The 17172-nt window shown below is 53.1% G+C and carries 16 protein-coding genes and 1 tRNA gene; 14 read left to right on the top strand and 3 right to left on the bottom strand.

The window, feature by feature from the left end:
• Positions 1–88: 88 nt before the first annotated feature.
• A complete protein-coding gene (locus I2H39_RS18685) occupies positions 89–1156 on the top strand; it encodes a P1 family peptidase (RefSeq protein ID WP_195627271.1) in 1068 nt (355 codons plus the stop codon).
• Here I2H39_RS18685 and I2H39_RS18680 read toward each other — a convergent pair.
• Complete coding sequence (locus tag I2H39_RS18680) at positions 1153–3210, bottom strand: sigma 54-interacting transcriptional regulator (protein ID WP_195627270.1); 2058 nt, start codon at positions 3208–3210, stop codon at positions 1153–1155. The two genes, I2H39_RS18685 and I2H39_RS18680, sit on opposite strands and share 4 nt — an antisense overlap.
• A 237-nt stretch (positions 3211–3447) precedes the next feature.
• On the opposite strand from I2H39_RS18680, the gene I2H39_RS18675 reads away from it, so the two are divergent.
• From I2H39_RS18675 to I2H39_RS18615, 13 genes are all read left to right on the top strand, one after another.
• Positions 3448–5130, top strand: a complete 1683-nt coding sequence (locus I2H39_RS18675) for a glutathione ABC transporter substrate-binding protein (protein WP_138309664.1) — start codon at positions 3448–3450, stop codon at positions 5128–5130.
• Positions 5131–5263: 133 nt separating this feature from the next.
• Positions 5264–6184, top strand: a complete 921-nt coding sequence (locus tag I2H39_RS18670; RefSeq protein WP_138309663.1) for an ABC transporter permease subunit — start codon at positions 5264–5266, stop codon at positions 6182–6184.
• A gap of 16 nt (positions 6185–6200) precedes the next feature.
• Positions 6201–7079, top strand: a complete 879-nt coding sequence (locus I2H39_RS18665) for an ABC transporter permease subunit (protein ID WP_195627269.1) — start codon at positions 6201–6203, stop codon at positions 7077–7079.
• Between the two features lie 11 nt (positions 7080–7090).
• A complete protein-coding gene (locus tag I2H39_RS18660) occupies positions 7091–8086 on the top strand; it encodes an ABC transporter ATP-binding protein (RefSeq protein ID WP_138309661.1) in 996 nt (331 codons plus the stop codon).
• The gene (locus I2H39_RS18655) at positions 8086–9078 is read left to right on the top strand and encodes a dipeptide ABC transporter ATP-binding protein (RefSeq protein ID WP_138309722.1); all 993 of its coding nucleotides are present in this window, start codon (positions 8086–8088) and stop codon (positions 9076–9078) included. Before I2H39_RS18660 ends, I2H39_RS18655 begins: the two co-directional genes overlap by 1 nt.
• Positions 9075–9875, top strand: coding sequence for a M55 family metallopeptidase (locus I2H39_RS18650; RefSeq protein ID WP_138309660.1), 801 nt, complete (start codon positions 9075–9077; stop codon positions 9873–9875). The genes I2H39_RS18655 and I2H39_RS18650 overlap by 4 nt, the downstream gene beginning before the upstream one ends.
• A 29-nt stretch (positions 9876–9904) precedes the next feature.
• On the top strand, positions 9905–10993 hold the full coding sequence (locus I2H39_RS18645; RefSeq protein ID WP_195627268.1) for a M20/M25/M40 family metallo-hydrolase: 1089 nt from the start codon (positions 9905–9907) through the stop codon (positions 10991–10993).
• 1 nt (position 10994) lies between these two features.
• Complete coding sequence (locus tag I2H39_RS18640) at positions 10995–11753, top strand: gamma-glutamyl-gamma-aminobutyrate hydrolase family protein (RefSeq protein WP_227146456.1); 759 nt, start codon at positions 10995–10997, stop codon at positions 11751–11753.
• Between the two features lie 144 nt (positions 11754–11897).
• Positions 11898–12509, top strand: coding sequence for a (p)ppGpp synthetase (locus I2H39_RS18635; RefSeq protein ID WP_195627267.1), 612 nt, complete (start codon positions 11898–11900; stop codon positions 12507–12509).
• Positions 12499–13401, top strand: coding sequence for an acetamidase/formamidase family protein (locus I2H39_RS18630; RefSeq protein ID WP_227146459.1), 903 nt, complete (start codon positions 12499–12501; stop codon positions 13399–13401). The genes I2H39_RS18635 and I2H39_RS18630 overlap by 11 nt, the downstream gene beginning before the upstream one ends.
• A 178-nt stretch (positions 13402–13579) precedes the next feature.
• Positions 13580–14470 (top strand): dTDP-4-dehydrorhamnose reductase, encoded by an 891-nt coding sequence (gene rfbD, locus I2H39_RS18625; protein ID WP_195627266.1) that lies wholly within the window; start codon positions 13580–13582, stop codon positions 14468–14470.
• Positions 14460–15731 carry a dicarboxylate/amino acid:cation symporter gene (locus I2H39_RS18620; protein WP_138309656.1) on the top strand — a complete coding sequence of 424 codons (1272 nt, stop codon included), beginning with the start codon at positions 14460–14462 and terminating at the stop codon, positions 15729–15731. The genes rfbD and I2H39_RS18620 overlap by 11 nt, the downstream gene beginning before the upstream one ends.
• Positions 15732–15892: 161 nt before the next feature.
• The gene (locus tag I2H39_RS18615) at positions 15893–16204 is read left to right on the top strand and encodes a hypothetical protein (protein ID WP_138309655.1); all 312 of its coding nucleotides are present in this window, start codon (positions 15893–15895) and stop codon (positions 16202–16204) included.
• A 123-nt stretch (positions 16205–16327) separates the two neighbouring features.
• On the opposite strand, the gene I2H39_RS18610 is transcribed toward I2H39_RS18615, so the two are convergent.
• Together I2H39_RS18610 and I2H39_RS18605 are read right to left on the bottom strand one after the other, a co-directional pair.
• Positions 16328–16669, bottom strand: a complete 342-nt coding sequence (locus tag I2H39_RS18610; RefSeq protein WP_195627265.1) for a sporulation initiation factor Spo0A C-terminal domain-containing protein — start codon at positions 16667–16669, stop codon at positions 16328–16330.
• Positions 16670–16963: 294 nt separating this feature from the next.
• Positions 16964–17037, bottom strand: a tRNA-Arg gene (locus I2H39_RS18605).
• Between the last annotated feature and the right edge of the window lie 135 nt (positions 17038–17172).

Here is a 17172-nt window from a genome sequence, read left to right as displayed (position 1 = left end):
GTTTCTGCGGGCTTTCCTTCTATAAATAAATAGATTACACATAATCATATAACCCCATATTGTTGAAAGGACGGGGAGGAGGAAGGATATGGAGAGAAAGCGAATCAGGGATTTCGGCATTGTTCCGGGCGTTATGAAGACCGGACCTAAAAATAAGATTACAGATGTGCCCGGGGTGCTGGTGGGCCATAAGACCGTGAGGAATGGGGACAGCAGAACCGGTGTCACGGTCATTGTACCGGGACCGGGAAATGCATTTGACCGGAAGTTCATAGCGGCCGGATATGTGCACAACGGATTCGGCAAGACCTGCGGTCTGGTCCAGGTGGAGGAGCTGGGGACCCTGGAGACGCCCATTGCCCTGACCAATACCCTGAATGTGGGGCTGGTGGCCGACGCCCTGGTGGAGTATACCATCAGGCAGTGCGCTCAGGACCAGGTGGAAGTCATGAGCGTAAGCCCGGTGGTGGGGGAGTGCAATGACTGCAGGATTAACCGCATACAGCACAGGGCTGTGTCCATGGAAGATGTGATGGATGCATTTTCCGCTGCCGGAGGGGATTTTGAGGAGGGGGACGTGGGGGCAGGCACAGGGACCGTGTGCTATGGCCTGAAGGGCGGAATCGGCTCTGCGTCCAGAATCATGCGAATCGGCGGAAGGGATTATACGCTGGGAGTCCTGGTACAGTCTAATTTCGGAGCCACAGAGGACCTGGTTATAGACGGTGTCCGGGCCGGCCAACGGATTCTGGCTGAAAAGGAAAGGCGCAGGAACATGGCCGCAGCAGAACAGGACCAGGGGTCCATCATGACCGTCATTGCCACGGATCTGCCTGTCAGTGACCGTCAGCTGAAGCGCATCATCCGCAGGGCGGGGGTGGGAATCGCCAGGACCGGCGCTTACACCGGCCATGGCAGCGGTGAGGTGATGATTGGGTTCACCACGGCAGGCCGTCTTCAGGGAAAGGATACGCCGGAAATCATGACCAGCGCCAGTATCAGGGAAGACCTGATTAATGTGGCCTTCAAGGCAGCCGCAGAGGCTGTCAATGAAGCAATCCTGAATTCCATGACAGCAGCCGGGCATACCGCGGGCCTGGCAGGAGAGGTGTATTACAGCCTGTCAGAGTTCCTCCCCCGGATTCTTAAAGCTTAATGGCGCAGGGACATAAGTCCCTGCTCCGTTATCTCGCAGCCTCCCCTGGTGCGGTTGATGCGGATAAGGCCTTCTTCCGATAATTCTTTCAGCAGCCCCCGCAGGCGGCCGTCGCTCAGTTCCGCGCCGGCCTCTGCCAGGGCATTTTTTATGGCGCCGCGGCCGATACGGGGAGAGGCTGCTATGGCGGCCAGCACCCTGAGGCGGACCGGGCTGTGGTCCTGGCCGGGCTTGCGCATCTGGTTTCTGATATAGGAGGGAAGCTGCGCCAGTATCAGGGGATGGGCGGCATAGTGGGAGAAGAAATAGCGGGTCAGGTTGTAGAGCTCCTGGACATTGCCGGGATAATCGTAATTCATCAGGAAGTCAAAGAGACTGGAGGACAGGATGTCCCTGGCCATAAGACTCTTGTTGTGGAACAGCTCCCGGAAGAACTGGTCCATGAGCAGGGGGATGTCCTCCCTGCGCTTCCTGAGGGGCAGGGTGTCGATGGAGGCTGCATTCAGCAGAAAAAACAGCTCCTCCCGGAAAAGTCCCTGCCGGACCATCTCATACAGGTCCTGCCCGGCCGTGGCGATAATGCGCACGTCAAAGGGGGAAAAGCGGGTGCCGAAAACATTGCCGGTCCGGTTGTCCTGAAGAATGTGAATCAGAAGTCCCTGAATCTCAGGGGACAGATATTCGGCACTGTCAATGAGCAGGGTTCCGTGGTTGGCCTCCTTAAACAGTTCCAGCATCTGGGAAAGGGGGTCGGAGACAATCAGGGCCGCGCCGGCCGCGCCGGATGCTTCATGCACGCCGGGAATTCCGTTTACCCTTGCAGCCACGTTCAGTCCCATGGGCATATTCAGACAGACAAAGGGCTGCTGCCTCCTGGAGGAAGTCCTGTGTATGGCCCTGGCCAGAAGCTTTTTCTGGGTTCCGCTCTCGCCCTGAATCAGTACAGGGAAGTCATAGAGGGAAAGCCTGCGGGCATATTCCAGGATATGTTTCATGGGCTCCGATGCAGTGGTGAAGCTGGTGAACATGCTGTCCGTATACCGGGAGTCAGAGAATACGGGTTCCGGTGCAGCGGGATATTCCGTGGTCCCGTCAGCCAGCACAGGGCAGGGCGTGCTGGTCAGCAGGTACAGGGGCTCATGGTTGGGCAGCAGCAGCTCAAGGGAGCTGAGGAGCAGATGTTTTCCGCTGCGGTTCATCACCTTGTAATCCGCGCTGTGGCAGAAATCCATGCCTTTGCAGGGCTGCGGCAGGAACTGGGACAGGTTCCTGCCTGTGGTGCCTGTTTCAGGAAGCTCCAGGTCCATGGAGAATCTGCGGTTTACCATATTGATTTCCCCGCGGACCGACAAAAGGCACAGGCCGATGGGAAGATTGCTGATAACGGTCTGGAGAAGCTGCCGGGAATAGATGTAATCCTGGTAATAGGCGCTGGTCAGCTTGGCAATCTGCATGATGCTGTTTACATAGGACTTGGTAATCTGGTTGGACAGGCTGGCGGGAAGATGAAAATACTCGCACAGCTCGTTGACCGTGGAAATATCAATGATGCGGTTGCCGATATCAATGACATTGGTGATATGGCCGGGCACCAGCTGGGGCTCGCCCACGGTGATGGCATAGTGGATGGATTCGTCGGCAAGGATGCAGCCCGGATAAAAGGGTTCAAACCGGTACTGCACCACGCCGGCTTCCTTGAGCTGCTCCATGATGGTGACAATGGAGTCATAGGTGTCGTTTACTATGTAAACCCGTTCCCCTGGCGGTATGCGGATAATCTGGTCCAGACAGGCGTGGTTGAAGGTCCTGGTGCAGACAATCTGCATGACTTCCTTTGGGATGGGAATGGGAAATTCAGACTGGACCAGGGGGCTGGAAAACAGGATGCACTGGTATCCCTTAATCTGCTCCGGCCGCTGGACCTGGTCCAGTCCAATTGTGTCAAAGGCAATATGGGCGCCCAGTATCTTGTGGAGATAACTCTGGAATTCAAGGCGTATGTTGGAATTGATGCTGACTATTAGCACATGGTATTTTGGCTGGCTTCTGTCCATGGTCCTTCCTCCTGGGTATTATTAGGTTAATTATAACAAAAAGATTGGGATATAACAACCTAATAGGTTTAAATTTTAATTTGTAACGAATGCCTTACGGAAAAAAGAATGATTTATTTGACAAGGAAGTACAAAAACGTGTAAAATTATTGATAAGCAAGGATGCTTACGAAATGAGCGTGAGAGCTGTAGGTTTCCAGGCTTTTTTTGTATCATCACAAAAAAGGAGGATATTCTATGAAGAAAAGCGGAATGAAGCTGTGTGCACTGGCACTGGCTGCTGCCATGCTGGGATTGACGGCATGTGGTTCATCATCAGGCACAACTGATACCACGGCAGCTGCAGGCGGGGCGCCGGCCACGGAAGAGACGACAGCAGCGGCAGCTGTTGCGGAGGGAGAGTCTGTCTCCCAGGATACGGATATTATAGGAGCAGTTAATGTGGACTTTACCACACTGGACCCGCTGGATACCAGCGACACCCTTTCGGGAGGTGTTCAGCGCCTTATCATGGATGGTTTGTTCGGATTTGACGACGACATGAAAATCATCCCTATGCTGGCAACTGAGTATACGGCCAATGAAGGCGCCACTGAGTTCACCATCAAGCTGAGGGAGGGCATCACATTCTCTGACGGCACTCCATGGAACGCAGAGGCAGCCAAGGCCAACTTTGACCGTTGGGCGGACAAGTCCCTGGGACTTAAGAGAACCACATTGTTATGTAATATACTGGACACCACTACGGTGCAGGATGATTATACAATCGTAGTAAAGCTGTCCTCCCCATTTGGTGCGTTCATTGAGACACTGGCCCATCCGGCCTGCGTTGTCATGAGCCCCAAGGTAATCGAGCAGGGCTCCCAGGCATGTGCGGAGGCGCCTGTGGGTACCGGACAGTATACATTTAAGGAGTGGATTCAGGGCGACCACCTTACGGTTGAACTGAACAAGGACTGGTGGGGCTATGACGCGGATATCTGCGGCGGCACGCCTCTGGCCGACAAGGATGCCGGTTTCAAGACCATTACCTTAAAGCCTGTACCTGAGTCAGCAACCAGGGTTGCCATGATTCAGTCCGGCGACGCCCAGCTTATCTGGCCTGTACCGGATGAGAACCTGGCAGGACTTAAATCCGACCCCAACGTTATTGTGGGACAGGACCAGGGCCTGGTAGTGCGTTATCTGATGATGAATAACCAGAAGAAACCATTCAATGACAAGAGAGTCCGCCAGGCCATCAACTATGCCATCAACAAGGAAGCCTATGTGGCGGTTGTTAAGAATGGCAACTCCGAGCCGGGAACCTCTGTTATTGCTCCGAAACTTCAGTACTACAAGGGAAATGATCCTTATCCGTACGACACTGAGAAGGCAAAATCACTGCTGGCAGAAGCAGGTTATCCCGATGGCTTTAAGACAACCCTGATATTTGCCAACACATCCGCAAACATGAAGCAGGGCGAGTTCTTAAAGCAGCAGCTTGCCGAGGTGGGTATCGATGTTGAGCTTATCAGCTTAGAGAGCGCTATTGTAAACGAGAAGGTCCAGGATACGGACGCTCCCGGCGCTGAGGCAGAGGTTGATATGTATATCATCGGCTGGTCATCCTCTACCGGTGATGCTGACTGGGGCATCCGTCCTCTGCTGGCAAAAGAGTCTGAGCCTCCTATGAGCTACAATATCTGCTATTTCGAGAATGATGAATTAGACGGATATCTGAAGGACGGCCTGAACACAGCTGACCGCGATAAGAGAGCAGAAGCATATGCCAAGGCTCAGGACCTGATTTGGGAAGAGAGCCCGCTTGTATGTCTGGCAACTGACTTCAACTCCTGGGCAACTTCCAATAAGATGGTAAATGTAAAGATGTTCCCAGATAACTGCCTTAATATCAGAAATGGTAAGATGACGAAATAAAAGGCTTAAGGGTCTGGCGGAGGGGGATTCTCTGCCAGACCTTTTTGAGAATAAGGCAGCAGACGGCATACGGCCAGGCCGTGTAAACATACAGGGTGTATACCCAATAATGATATGAGAGGTGAGAGTTTATATGCTGAGATACATATGTAAAAGAATTGTTGGAGTTATACCAACCCTGATTATCGTAGTTACATTTGTATTCTTCTTTGTCCGCCTGATTCCCGGAGATCCGGCCCGTCAGGTCGCCGGTCCGCAGGCAACCAAAGAGGATGTGGAGCTGGTAAGGGAACAGCTGGGTCTTAACAAGCCCCTTCCCCAGCAGTATGTCAGCTACGTGACAGGACTTGTGAAGGGGGATTTGGGCACGTCCCTGAGGACCAAGCGTCCGGTGCTGACAGAGGTCCAGGGACGCTACATGAATACGGTGCAGCTTACCCTGTTAAGCCTGACATGGAGCGTGATTGCAGGCGTTCTTATCGGCATCTGGTCAGGCAGGAACAGGAGCAAGTGGCAGGACTATACAGGAATGACAGTGGCTGTCTCGGGTATATCCATGCCCTCCTTCTGGATTGGGTTCATGCTTATTATGGTTTTTGCGGTCAAATACAGGCTGCTGCCCACCACGGGAGCCGGCTCCTTCAAAAACCTGATTCTGCCGTCCATTACGCTGGGGGTCAGCATTGCGGCCATTATTGCCCGTTTTACCCGTTCCTCCATTATCGAGGTACTGAAGGAGGATTATGTCCGTACGGCCAGGGCAAAGGGCCTGCGGGAGAAGACGGTTATCTGGAAGCATGTATTCCGCAACTGTATGATATCCGTTGTAACGGTTGTGGGTCTTCAGTTCGGTTTCCTTCTGGGAGGTTCCGTTGTGACGGAAACGGTTTTCGCCTTCCCGGGACTGGGGTCCCTTTTGATTGAATCCGTGAACTACAGGGATTATCCTGCAATCCAGTCGCTGATTCTTATATTTTCCCTGCATTTTGTACTGATTAACCTGGTTGTGGACGTGCTGTATGCAGTGCTGAATCCTGAAATCCAATTGAGCTAAAAGGGGGCGACAAAAGATGGCTAAGAATAAAGTATTAAATGAAAAGACGGACATCAATACCCCGTTTTCAGAGTTTGTGAGAAAGTTTAAGAAACAGAAGACAGCCATGGTTGCCATGGTATTCCTTGTGTTCCTTGTGCTGCTGGCATTCATCAGCTATAAGATTGCTCCCTACGGCATCAATGAATATGATTACTCCGCCATTATGCAGCCGCCCACGGCCGCCCATCTCTTTGGCACCGATGAGTTCGGCAGGGATTTGTTCTCAAGGGTAATCTGCGGAACCAGGATATCCCTCAGCGTGGGACTGTTCGCCGTTACCGTGGGTATGCTGGTGGGAACGGTTTTGGGACTTCTGGCCGGATATTACGGCGGAATTGTGGATTCCATTATCATGCGTATCTGCGACGTTCTGCTGGCCTTTCCCGGCCTTATACTGGCGATTGCCATTGTGGCTATCCTGGGAAACGGACTTTATAACGTGGTAATCGCGGTTGCGGTATTCAATATCCCCAAGTTTGCCCGCCTGGTGCGCGGCAATACGCTGGAGACAAAGAACAGCGTGTTTGTGCAGGCTGCCCGCAACATCGGAGCCGGCGACATGCGCATCCTGTGGAGGCATATCCTGCCCAGCGCGATTCCCAATATTATCGTACAGTACACCATGTCCATCGGTACCTCCATCATCACTGCTTCCAGCCTTAGCTTCCTGGGCATGGGCGCCCAGCCGCCCACGCCTGAGTGGGGGCTGCTCCTTAGCAATGGACGTAACTACATGCTGACAAGCTGGCATATCACCCTGTTTCCGGGCCTTGCAATCTTCTTTACCGTGCTCTGCTTCAACCTGCTGGGCGATGGTCTGAGAGATGCTCTGGACCCAAAACTGACTGATTAGGAGTGGGACTTATGGAAAATACGAATAATAATATTTTAGAGATTAAGAATCTGCACACCTACTTCTACACGGACAGCGGTGTGATTAAATCAGTAGACGGTGTGGATATTGAACTGAGAGAGGGAAGCACCCTTGGAATCGTGGGAGAGTCAGGCAGCGGCAAGAGCGTGACCGCCCTGTCCGTCATGGGCCTTCTGATGGGAACCACGGGAAAGGTGGCTGACGGGGAAATCCTGTTTGAGGGGCGCGACCTGACAAAGCTGAACGACGAGGAGCGCAGAAAGATGCGCGGAGAGAAAATCTCCATGATTTTCCAGGAGCCGATGACCAGCCTGAACCCTGTCATGAAAATTGGCGACCAGATTACGGAATGTATCCTGATGCACAACAGCATAAGCAAGCAGGAAGCCTGGGACAGGGCAGTGGAGATGCTGAAGCTGACAGGCGTTCCCAGGGTGGAGCGAATGATGAAGGAATATCCCTTCCAGCTTTCCGGAGGCCAGCGCCAGAGGGTTATGATAGCCATGGCACTGGTGTGCAAGCCCAAAATCCTCATAGCGGACGAGCCTACCACGGCGCTGGACGTTACTATACAGGCCCAGATACTGGATTTGATGGAGAACCTGAAGCAGAAAATCGGAACCTCCATCCTGTTTATCACCCATGACCTTGGGGTGGTGGCGGAGATATGCGACGACGTGGTGGTCATGTACAGCGGCCGGGTGGTGGAAAAGGGGGATGTGAAGTCCATTTTCGCCAATCCGTCCCATCCGTATACAAAGGGCCTTCTGGCATCCATCCCCAAGCTGGGAGCGTGCGCGGAAGAGCTGGAATCCATACCGGGCAATGTCCCGAATCCTAAATACATGCCCCAGGGTTGTAAGTTCGCTCCCAGATGCTCCTGTGCCTTTGACAAGTGCAGAGAGGAAGAACCTGGGTTCTACGACGTGGGAGGAGGCCACATGAGCCGCTGCTGGCTCTGTGAAAAGAAAGGCGGTGACGCATGATGGGAGATATCCTGCTGAATGTTGAAGGTATGAAGGTGTATTACCCTGTGAAGGGAGATTTTGGCAGCGGACGTGAATTCGTCAAGGCAGTGGACGGCGTCTCCTTTGAGGTGCGTAAGGGCGAGGTGTTCGGCATCGTGGGCGAGTCGGGCTGCGGCAAATCCACTTTGGGAAGGGGAATCTGCAAGCTGGAGACTCCCACGGCAGGGAAAATCATCCTGGCCGGGGAGGATATCTCATCCTATGGCCGTAAGCAGATGCGCGCGGTGCGCAAAAAGGTCCAGATGGTATTCCAGGACCCTTATGCATCCCTGAACCCCAGGATGTCCGTATTTGACATTATCGCTGAGCCCTTAATCATACACAGCCTGACAAAGAGCAAAAAGGAGCTGGAAGACCGTGTCATGGAGCTTCTGAGGAAGGTTGGACTGGATGATTACCATGCCAACCGGTATCCCCATGAATTTTCAGGCGGCCAGCGCCAGCGTATCGGTATCGCCAGGGCCCTGGCGGTTGAGCCGGAGCTGATTATTGCGGACGAGCCTGTGTCGGCCCTGGACGTGTCCATCCAGGCACAGGTGTTAAACCTGCTGCACCAGCTTAAGAAGGAGCTTAACCTGACCTATATATTCGTGGCCCATGACCTGAGCGTGGTGGAGCACATCAGCGACCGGGTGGGCGTCATGTATCTGGGCAACTTTGTGGAGGTGGGCGATAAGCGCAAGCTCTACACCAATCCTCTCCATCCCTATACCCAGGCCCTGCTGTCAGCCGTACCGGTTCCGGACCCAACGGCAAAGAAGGACCGCATTATCCTGGAAGGAAGCATCCCGTCGGCGTTAAATCCGCCCAGCGGCTGCAAATTCCACACCCGGTGCCCCCGGTGCATGGATATCTGTAAGGAAAAGGCTCCGGAGCGTTACCAGGTATCGGACGACCATTATGTATACTGCCATCTCTATGATGACAAAATCAAGGAGAATAAGGGATGAAACTCTTTATCAGTGCAGATATAGAAGGATGCGCAGGGGTGGCCCTGGCATATGAAACCCATAAGAATGAAGCTGCATACAGGGAATTTGCAGAGCAGATGACAAAGGAAGTGGTGGCTGCCTGCGAGGCTGCCCATGAGGCGGGAGCTGACGAGATTGTGGTAAAGGATGGTCACGGGGACGCCACCAACATCGACCCGCTTTGCATGCCGGATTACGTAACCCTGATTCGGGGCAAGAGCGGCCATCCCTATAACATGATGTCCGGCCTGGATGATTCCTTTGACGGGGTCATGTATATAGGATACCATGCCCCGGCAGGCAATCCCGGCTTTGCCATCAGCCACACTTCCACAGGCAACAGCCTGTACATCCGTTTAAACGGCAATTATATGAGTGAATTCATGCTGAACAGCTACACGGCTGCTTCCCACAAGGTCCCGGTGCTGTTTGTTTCCGGGGACAGTACCATCTGCAGCATGGCTGAGGAAATGGTGCCGTGCATCACAACGGCCGTGACAAAGACCGGCCTGGGGGCGTCCACTTACTGTAAGGCGCCGGGGCAGGTGGAGGCGTCCATCCGCCGGGGAGTGAAGACGGCTTTATCCGGCAATCCCTCCAGGTGCATGGTGGAGCTTCCGGAGACATTTACATATGAAGTGACCTACAAAGACTGGAAAAAGGCGTACCAGATGTCCTTTTATCCGGGAATGAGGGCAGTGGACACATTCACCAACAGGCTGGAGACATCCAGATGGATGGATGTGGTGACCGCCCATTGTTTTGTGGTGTATTAGAATGTTAAACGGATAAGGAGATAACAGCAATGGATATAGAAATGTTTGGAAAGATATCAGACGCCTTTGGTCCCAGCGGGTTTGAGGAGGAGGTGGTGCGCACCGTGGCTGGCTACTGCGGTAACTACCAGGTGGAAAATGACGCCATGAACAACCTGTATGTGCGCATGCCGGGCAAAAACGGGGACAAGCCCGTGGTGCAGCTGGACGCCCATCTGGACGAGTGCGGCTTCATGGTGCAGTGCATCCATGACAATGGCTGCCTGGGTATTCTCATGCTGGGAGGATTTCATCTGACCAACCTTCCTGCCCACACGGTCATTATAAGGACAAGGGGCGGAAGGAAAGTCAGGGGCATTATCATGTCAAAGCCGGTGCATTTCATGACTGACAAAGAACGGAATTCCCTGGAGCTGTGCATTGAAAACCTGTATGTGGACATTGGGGCAACCAGCCGCAGGGAAGCGGAGGAGGATTTTGGGGTATCCATCGGAGACCCCATGGTGCCGGAGGTGTCCTTTTCCTATGATGAGGAACACGGGCTCTGCTTTGGAAAGGCGTTTGACAACAGGGCCGGATGCGCCTGCATCGTAGATACCATGAATAAGGTTTATGACAGCAGGAATGAGCTGGCCGTGGATGTGGTGGGCGCATTTGCATCCCAGGAGGAAGTGGGTATGAGAGGCGCCACCGTCACCACCCAGGTGGTGAAGCCGGATTTGGCCATTCTGTTCGAGGGTTCTCCCTCAGACGACTTTTTCTTTTCCGCTACCCAGGCCCAGGGAAGGATGAAGAGCGGCGTTCAGATCCGCCGTATGGACAAGAGCTACATATCCAATCCTGTGTTCATGGAATATGCCATGGAGCTGGCTGATAAATTCGGTATCCGGTACCAGGAGGCGGTAAGGCGGGGAGGCAGCACCAATGCGGGCAGAATCAGCCTTATCGGAAAGGCGGTTCCGGTTCTTGTGCTGGGCGTGCCGTCCAGATATGTGCATTCCCATTATAATTTCTGTGCAAAGGATGACCTGGAGGCAGCCACCGAGCTGGCGGCCCAGGTAATCAAGGGTCTGGATGCAGAACGCATCCGCCATATCCTGCGCCAGGATATACTGTAGGATGGAGGTGCAGAAAATGGAGCGTCCGGTTATCGGTATTATGGGAAATACATACATGACCCAGCCAGGCTTGTTTGACAGCATGGAGAGGGCCTATCAGAACAGCTATTATGTGGATGCCGTCATGAAGAACGGGGGTATCCCTGTGATTCTGCCGGCGTCTGCCGTTATGGAGCAGACAGAGGAAATCATGGGAATCTGCGACGCAGTCCTGTTTCCGGGAGGGGAGGACATGACACCTTCCTATTATGGGGAGGACCCTCATCCGGCTATCCAGGTATATAAGCCTGAGATTGACGAGGCTCTTATGAGGGCGGGACGTTACGCCCTGGAGCACAATAAGCCCATGCTGGGAATCTGCAAGGGAAACCAGCTGCTTAACGTGCTTATGGGAGGTTCCCTGTATCAGGACCTTTCCCTTAAGGGACCTGACTGCATCAGGCACCTGCAGCTTGGCAGGCGGGATTACCTGACCCACCAGATACGGGTGGAAGAGGGAACCAGGCTGTCAAGGCTTCTGGGAAGCGGTATCTGCATGACCAATTCCATGCACCATCAGTCGGTGAAGGAGCTGGGAAAGGGGCTCAGGGCTTCCGCATATGCAAATGACGGGGTTATTGAGGCCATAGAGGATGAGGAGGGGATGATTGTAGGCGTACAGTGGCACCCCGAAAGCCTCCTTGTGTCCGCCCCTGATATGAACCGCCTGTTTTTGGATTTGTGTGACAGGGCTATGGAGAGAAAGGCTAAGAATGCATAATGGCCCAGGAGTTAAAATTTTGGGGACTTTAGAATTTCTATAGAAAACAATCACAGAATGCTCACAATTTATCTGTATGCTGAATAGAAATGGAAGCTGCCGGCTGCGGCAGTCTGCCTGAGATAAAATGCGGGGGTCCGTGTGATGACAAATGAGCAGTATTATGATTTGATAAAGCCCTACGAGGATGCCGGCCGGGTACTTAATACCCGGCTGGAAATCCTCAATCACAGTCTTTACGGGGACAGGTCTGCCGCCGGTCCCATACACAATATCCAGGGCCGTATAAAAGAAAAAAAGAGCATGGAATCAAAACTGGCCCGTCTGGGATTTACGTCAGGGGTTTCCAATGCCAGGAACCAGCTTCAGGATATAGCAGGACTGCGGATTATCTGCTATTTTGTGGAGGACATCTATAACCTGGCGGCAGCGCTTAAGAAACAGTCGGACCTGGTGGTCATCAAGGAAAAAGATTACATCCGGAATGCCAAGCCCAACGGGTACAGGAGTTATCACATTGTGCTGGGAATACCGGTGTATTTCCTGGACACCATGGAATATTTTCCTGTGGAGGTGCAGCTGCGGACCATGGCCATGGATTTCTGGGCCAGTATGGAGCACCGGGTATGCTATAAAAAGCAGCCCAGGAACAAGGAGCAGCTGGAACAGGATTTCTGCCGCTATGCCCGGATACTGGAGGAGATAGAAGGGGAGTTTGAGACACACAATGAAAGGAGAAGGGAAGATGGAGGTTAAGAAGGCGGTTAGGAAGGTGGAGGGGAAGACCGTATTCGCCATGTCATCGTCAGCCGTCCCGGTTTGCAGGGTGGACAATCATGAAACAGTCATATTTGTCACAAAGGATTGTTTTGACAACCAGTTTATGGAGGAGGGGGCCGGCCTGGACAGCCTGAACTGGGACTGCATCAATCCGGCCACCGGACCTGTCTATGTGGAAGGAGCCATGCCGGGGGATGTGCTGAAGGTTAAGATTGAGGACATCCGGGTGGCATCCTGGGGAACCATGGCTGCCATACCGGACAACGGGGTACTGGGGGACTGCATATCCGGCGGAAAGGTAAAGCGGATTCCTGTCAGGGACGGAGTGGCCTGGTTTAACCAGGACATAGGGATACCCTGCGCTCCCATGATTGGCGTGATTGGCGTGGCCCCTGCCCATGGGGAGATTCCCTGCGGAGAGCCGGGAAGCCACGGCGGAAACATGGACAACACCAAAATCAAGGCAGGAGCCACCCTGTACCTGCCGGTGTTTCATGAGGGAGCCCTTCTGTCCATGGGGGATGTCCATGCCTGTATGGGAGATGGGGAAATCATGGTAACCGGGCTGGAGATTCCGGCAGAGGTGACTGTGACCCTGGAGGTCCTGAAAGGCGTTTCCATCGTAAATCCCATGCTGGAGGACAGCCAGGCCTGCTACACCATTGCCTCCCATGAGAACGTGGAGACTGCCATCCATACGGCGGTTAAGGCCATGACGGAAATTCTTATGAGGGAACTGGGCATGGGCCTGGAGGATGCCGGGATGCTTCTCAGCGCCATGGGCAATCTCCAGTTCTGCCAGGTGGTGGACCCCAAACGCACGGTGCGTATGGAGATGAAGAAAACGGTGCTTAAGAAGCTGTTTTAAGCTTGGCCTGTCATGCGGAATACAGAATGGTCCGGGTATTTTATGCCCGGGCTTTTTTGGTGCGGTGAATTGCCGGCATCTGTGCCTGCGGACGTATGAACAACGTGTATTTGCAGATACTACATGTGTATTTATGGAAAAAGTGTAATCATTTATATGCATGGAAGGATGGTACAGGATGCAGAAAATATGGATATGCGGAGCCGGCGGACGGGTCGGCAGGAAGATGACGGATATTCTGGCATCCAGGCCCGTGGAGCTGCTTTTGACGGACGCGGACTCGGTGGATATCACGGATTCAGAGGCTGTGATGGAATATGCCCACATCAACAGGCCCCATTATATTGTAAACTGCGCCGGACTGACCGATGTGGCTGTCTGCCAGGAGTGTCCGGAGGAGGCGTACCGGGTAAATGCCCTGGGGGCCAGGAATCTGAGTGTTGCCGCCAGAATGGGTAAGGCCAGGCTGGTCCAGATGTCCACGGATGATGTGTTTGACGGGGAGAGCCAGGTTCCTTATACAGAGTTTGACCCGGTCTCCCCGCGGACCGTGTACGGCAAGTCAAAGATGGCAGGGGAGAATTTTGTAAGGGAGTTCAGCAGCCGTCATATCATTGTTCGGAGTTCCTGGATATTTGGAGACGGAAGCCCCTACCTGGAACGGATTCTCGATATGGCCAGACAGGGCAGGACCATCAGGGCTGCCAGGGACCAGATGGCGTCCCCTACAGGTGCCGACAGTCTGGCGGCCAAGGTCATAGAGCTGATGGAGCACGGGGAGGACGGATTGTACCATGTGACGGGCCAGGGATGGTGCAGCCGCTATGAACTGGCAAAGGAGGCTGTCAGGCTTGCGGGCTTCCAGGTTCCTGTGGAGCCGGTGAATGCCGATGAGGATACCCTGAGCTCCATGAGGCCCTCTTACAGCGTACTGGACAATATGATGCTGCGCATATCCGGCATGAGCCTTCTGCCCCACTGGAAGGATATGCTGGAGGCCTACATGGAGGGACTGCAAAAGGGCAGGAACGCAAAGGCGGGAAAGGACGGTATCGGCTATGGAAGGTAGGAAAAGGCCGGGCCTTACCACCGCTATTTTCATTGGGCTTGCACTGGGAGCAGCCACAGGCATACTGCTCCACTATGCAGTATCCCAGGGGCCTGTCCGGGACGGCCTGCTCATAGACGGCATCTTCTACCTTGTGGGAAACGGGTTCCTGCGGCTGATGCAGATGCTGGTAGTTCCCCTGGTATTCTGTTCCCTTGTATGCGGCAGCATGTCCATGGGAGACACAAAGAAACTGGGAAAAATCGGAATAAAGACCCTGGGATTTTATCTGGCAACCACTGCGCTGGCCATTACCGCAGCCATACTGACTGCCAATGTCATCAATCCGGGAGCCGGATTGGACCTTTCCTCCATAGAAACAGCCCAGGTGGCAATCGGTGAGAAGGAGGGGCTGGCGGACACCCTTTTGGCCGTTATTCCGGTGAATCCGGTAAGGGCGCTGGCGGATGGGGACATGCTGTCCATTATCCTCTTTGCGCTGGTTGTGGGAATCATTCTGGCCGGCTTAGGTGAAGCAGCAGAGACAGTGGGAAACCTGTTCAGCCAGTTTAATGATGTGATGATGCAGATGACGGTCATGGTCATGAAGCTGGCTCCCTATGGTGTGTTCTGTCTGACTGCCAGGACATTTTCCGGTATTGGATTTGACGCCTTCCTGCCCCTGCTTAAATACATGGCAGGAGTGATGACAGCCCTGGCCATACAGGGGCTGGTGGTCTACATGGCAATTCTAAAGGGATTTACAGGACTCAGCCCTGTTAAGTTCCTCAGGAAATTCCTGCCTGTCATGGGCTTTGCCTTTTCCACGGCAACCTCCAATGCAACCATTCCCATGTCCATTGATACCCTCCACAGAAAGATGGGGGTGTCACGGCGCATTTCTTCCTTTACCATACCGCTGGGAGCCACCATCAACATGGACGGGACGGCCATTATGCAGGGAGTGGCCGTGGTGTTCGCATCCCAGGCCTTTGGTATTCAGCTGTCTGTGGCGGATTATCTGACGGTCATACTGACCGCTACCCTGGCTTCCGTGGGAACAGCCGGCGTGCCGGGAGTGGGATTGATTACCCTTTCCATGGTATTTGCCTCCGTGGGCCTGCCGGTGGAAGCCATAGCCCTGATTATGGGAATTGACCGCATATTGGATATGAGCAGGACGGCCGTCAATATTACCGGGGACGCAGTGTGCACCACAGTGGTTGCATTCCAGGATGGAGGCGTGGACAGGGCTGTGTTTGATGATATGGAGACTGGATGAACGGGCAGGCTGTGATTGGACAGATGTGACGGAGCGCTGTTGCAGGGCGCTGCGATGGGGCAGATGTGACAGGGATGATGAGAAACTTCTTGACGTACCACCCTCTGGATTTTATACTTGTACTATATCCAGATATTGGTGTGAGCGTGCAGGAGGGGAATATGAATATATTCGGATTTGAGATTAAGAGCAAGGAGGAGCGGGAGCAGGAGGAACGGGAATATATGCACCGCATTTTTCCGGGAGGAACAGCGCAGAAGGCGGCTGTGGAGCAGCAGCTTAAGGAGAAGCTTCCAAAGGAGGATAAAAAGGCGGTCATGCTTTACTATATCCTGGTGAAGGATGCCATGACGGCCGGGAACGGCATGAGCTTTGAGGATGCTGTGGAGAAGGTGTCTAAGAAGCAGCGGATTCTCAAGCTGACGCCGGTGATGCTGGAGAAGGTGAGAGAGGTGATGGAGGACAATCAGTGACGGTTGTCCTTTTGTCTTGTGAAACCTTTGAAGTTAGGAAGAACCTCTTTCCAGGTATTATTTATGCGCATTAATTGGGGTGGCAGATGTTAAGAAGGGCGCTGCAACAGCGCCCTGACTTACTCAATCATAGTAATGTTCTACAACATAATGAGCCAGTGCATCTATAAAGGCCCCATTGCGGGGCTTTTGCTTTAATTCAATGCGGAATATCTGATTCAGAAGAATCCTGTCCCCATGAAGCCATACTATATTAATGATGGTACGTATATTGCGCTCAACGCAGTTGACGGATGTGTGGTAGCGCGCCGCAATTTCTATGTACAGCCCCTTTGATATGTAGGCAAGCAGGTCCGGGTCATGGATGGAGCGGATTACGCCATAGATGGTATAGCGGAAGCCTACATAGGAATTGTTTACGCCAAGGCGCCGAAGCAGGTTACTGGTTTCTCTTTCGTATTTCATATCAACCCTCCTAAAATTTTTTACCTTTTAAAGGTAACTATTAGGAGGGGGACTATCAACAAAAGGCGGACAACAAAAGGTTACACATGGTATCGTAAAATGCGGGGAATCAGGCGGGGATAGCGCTCCTGGCGTTGCGCCACAGGTCTGGAGAAGACAGGGAATCAAGCCGGAGAAATTGGGCAGAAGGAGGATTTGTTTTTCCGGTGAACAGAGAGAAGGACAGATGGATTTTACCCCTGCTTTGGAAAAACAAAAAACCCCGCAAGGCTTATACCTGCGAGGTTTTCTTCATGCGCCAGAGAAGATTCGAACTCCCGACACTACGGTCCGTAGCCGTATGCTCTATCCAGCTGAGCTACTGACGCATGCTGCTGTTTGATTTGTATCTCTAACAGCGCAAGAGCTATTATATCTTGTCCTGGAAGAAATGTCAATGGGTTTTTAAAAATATTTTTAAATAGTTCATTTCACAAGTATGTAACTACCTTGAAAGATGTCGC

The organism is Clostridium sp. 1001283B150225_161107_B6, from assembly GCF_015556325.1.
Taxonomy (GTDB): domain Bacteria; phylum Bacillota; class Clostridia; order Lachnospirales; family Lachnospiraceae; genus Enterocloster.
The sequence above is the reverse complement of the archived record's forward strand: the minus strand, read 5'-3'. Positions and strand labels throughout refer to the sequence as shown.

What these genes read in the sequence shown, in the direction of transcription:
- I2H39_RS18685 (WP_195627271.1), top strand. Translation starts at nt 89, where the DNA reads ATGGAGAGAAAGCGAATCAGGGATTTCGGCATTGTTCCGGGCGTTATG.
- I2H39_RS18680 (WP_195627270.1), bottom strand. Translation starts at nt 3,210, where the DNA reads ATGGACAGAAGCCAGCCAAAATACCATGTGCTAATAGTCAGCATCAAT.
- I2H39_RS18675 (WP_138309664.1), top strand. Translation starts at nt 3,448, where the DNA reads ATGAAGAAAAGCGGAATGAAGCTGTGTGCACTGGCACTGGCTGCTGCC.
- I2H39_RS18670 (WP_138309663.1), top strand. Translation starts at nt 5,264, where the DNA reads ATGCTGAGATACATATGTAAAAGAATTGTTGGAGTTATACCAACCCTG.
- I2H39_RS18665 (WP_195627269.1), top strand. Translation starts at nt 6,201, where the DNA reads ATGGCTAAGAATAAAGTATTAAATGAAAAGACGGACATCAATACCCCG.
- I2H39_RS18660 (WP_138309661.1), top strand. Translation starts at nt 7,091, where the DNA reads ATGGAAAATACGAATAATAATATTTTAGAGATTAAGAATCTGCACACC.
- I2H39_RS18655 (WP_138309722.1), top strand. Translation starts at nt 8,086, where the DNA reads ATGGGAGATATCCTGCTGAATGTTGAAGGTATGAAGGTGTATTACCCT.
- I2H39_RS18650 (WP_138309660.1), top strand. Translation starts at nt 9,075, where the DNA reads ATGAAACTCTTTATCAGTGCAGATATAGAAGGATGCGCAGGGGTGGCC.
- I2H39_RS18645 (WP_195627268.1), top strand. Translation starts at nt 9,905, where the DNA reads ATGGATATAGAAATGTTTGGAAAGATATCAGACGCCTTTGGTCCCAGC.
- I2H39_RS18640 (WP_227146456.1), top strand. Translation starts at nt 10,995, where the DNA reads ATGGAGGTGCAGAAAATGGAGCGTCCGGTTATCGGTATTATGGGAAAT.
- I2H39_RS18635 (WP_195627267.1), top strand. Translation starts at nt 11,898, where the DNA reads ATGACAAATGAGCAGTATTATGATTTGATAAAGCCCTACGAGGATGCC.
- I2H39_RS18630 (WP_227146459.1), top strand. Translation starts at nt 12,499, where the DNA reads ATGGAGGTTAAGAAGGCGGTTAGGAAGGTGGAGGGGAAGACCGTATTC.
- rfbD (WP_195627266.1), top strand. Translation starts at nt 13,580, where the DNA reads ATGCAGAAAATATGGATATGCGGAGCCGGCGGACGGGTCGGCAGGAAG.
- I2H39_RS18620 (WP_138309656.1), top strand. Translation starts at nt 14,460, where the DNA reads ATGGAAGGTAGGAAAAGGCCGGGCCTTACCACCGCTATTTTCATTGGG.
- I2H39_RS18615 (WP_138309655.1), top strand. Translation starts at nt 15,893, where the DNA reads ATGAATATATTCGGATTTGAGATTAAGAGCAAGGAGGAGCGGGAGCAG.
- I2H39_RS18610 (WP_195627265.1), bottom strand. Translation starts at nt 16,669, where the DNA reads ATGAAATACGAAAGAGAAACCAGTAACCTGCTTCGGCGCCTTGGCGTA.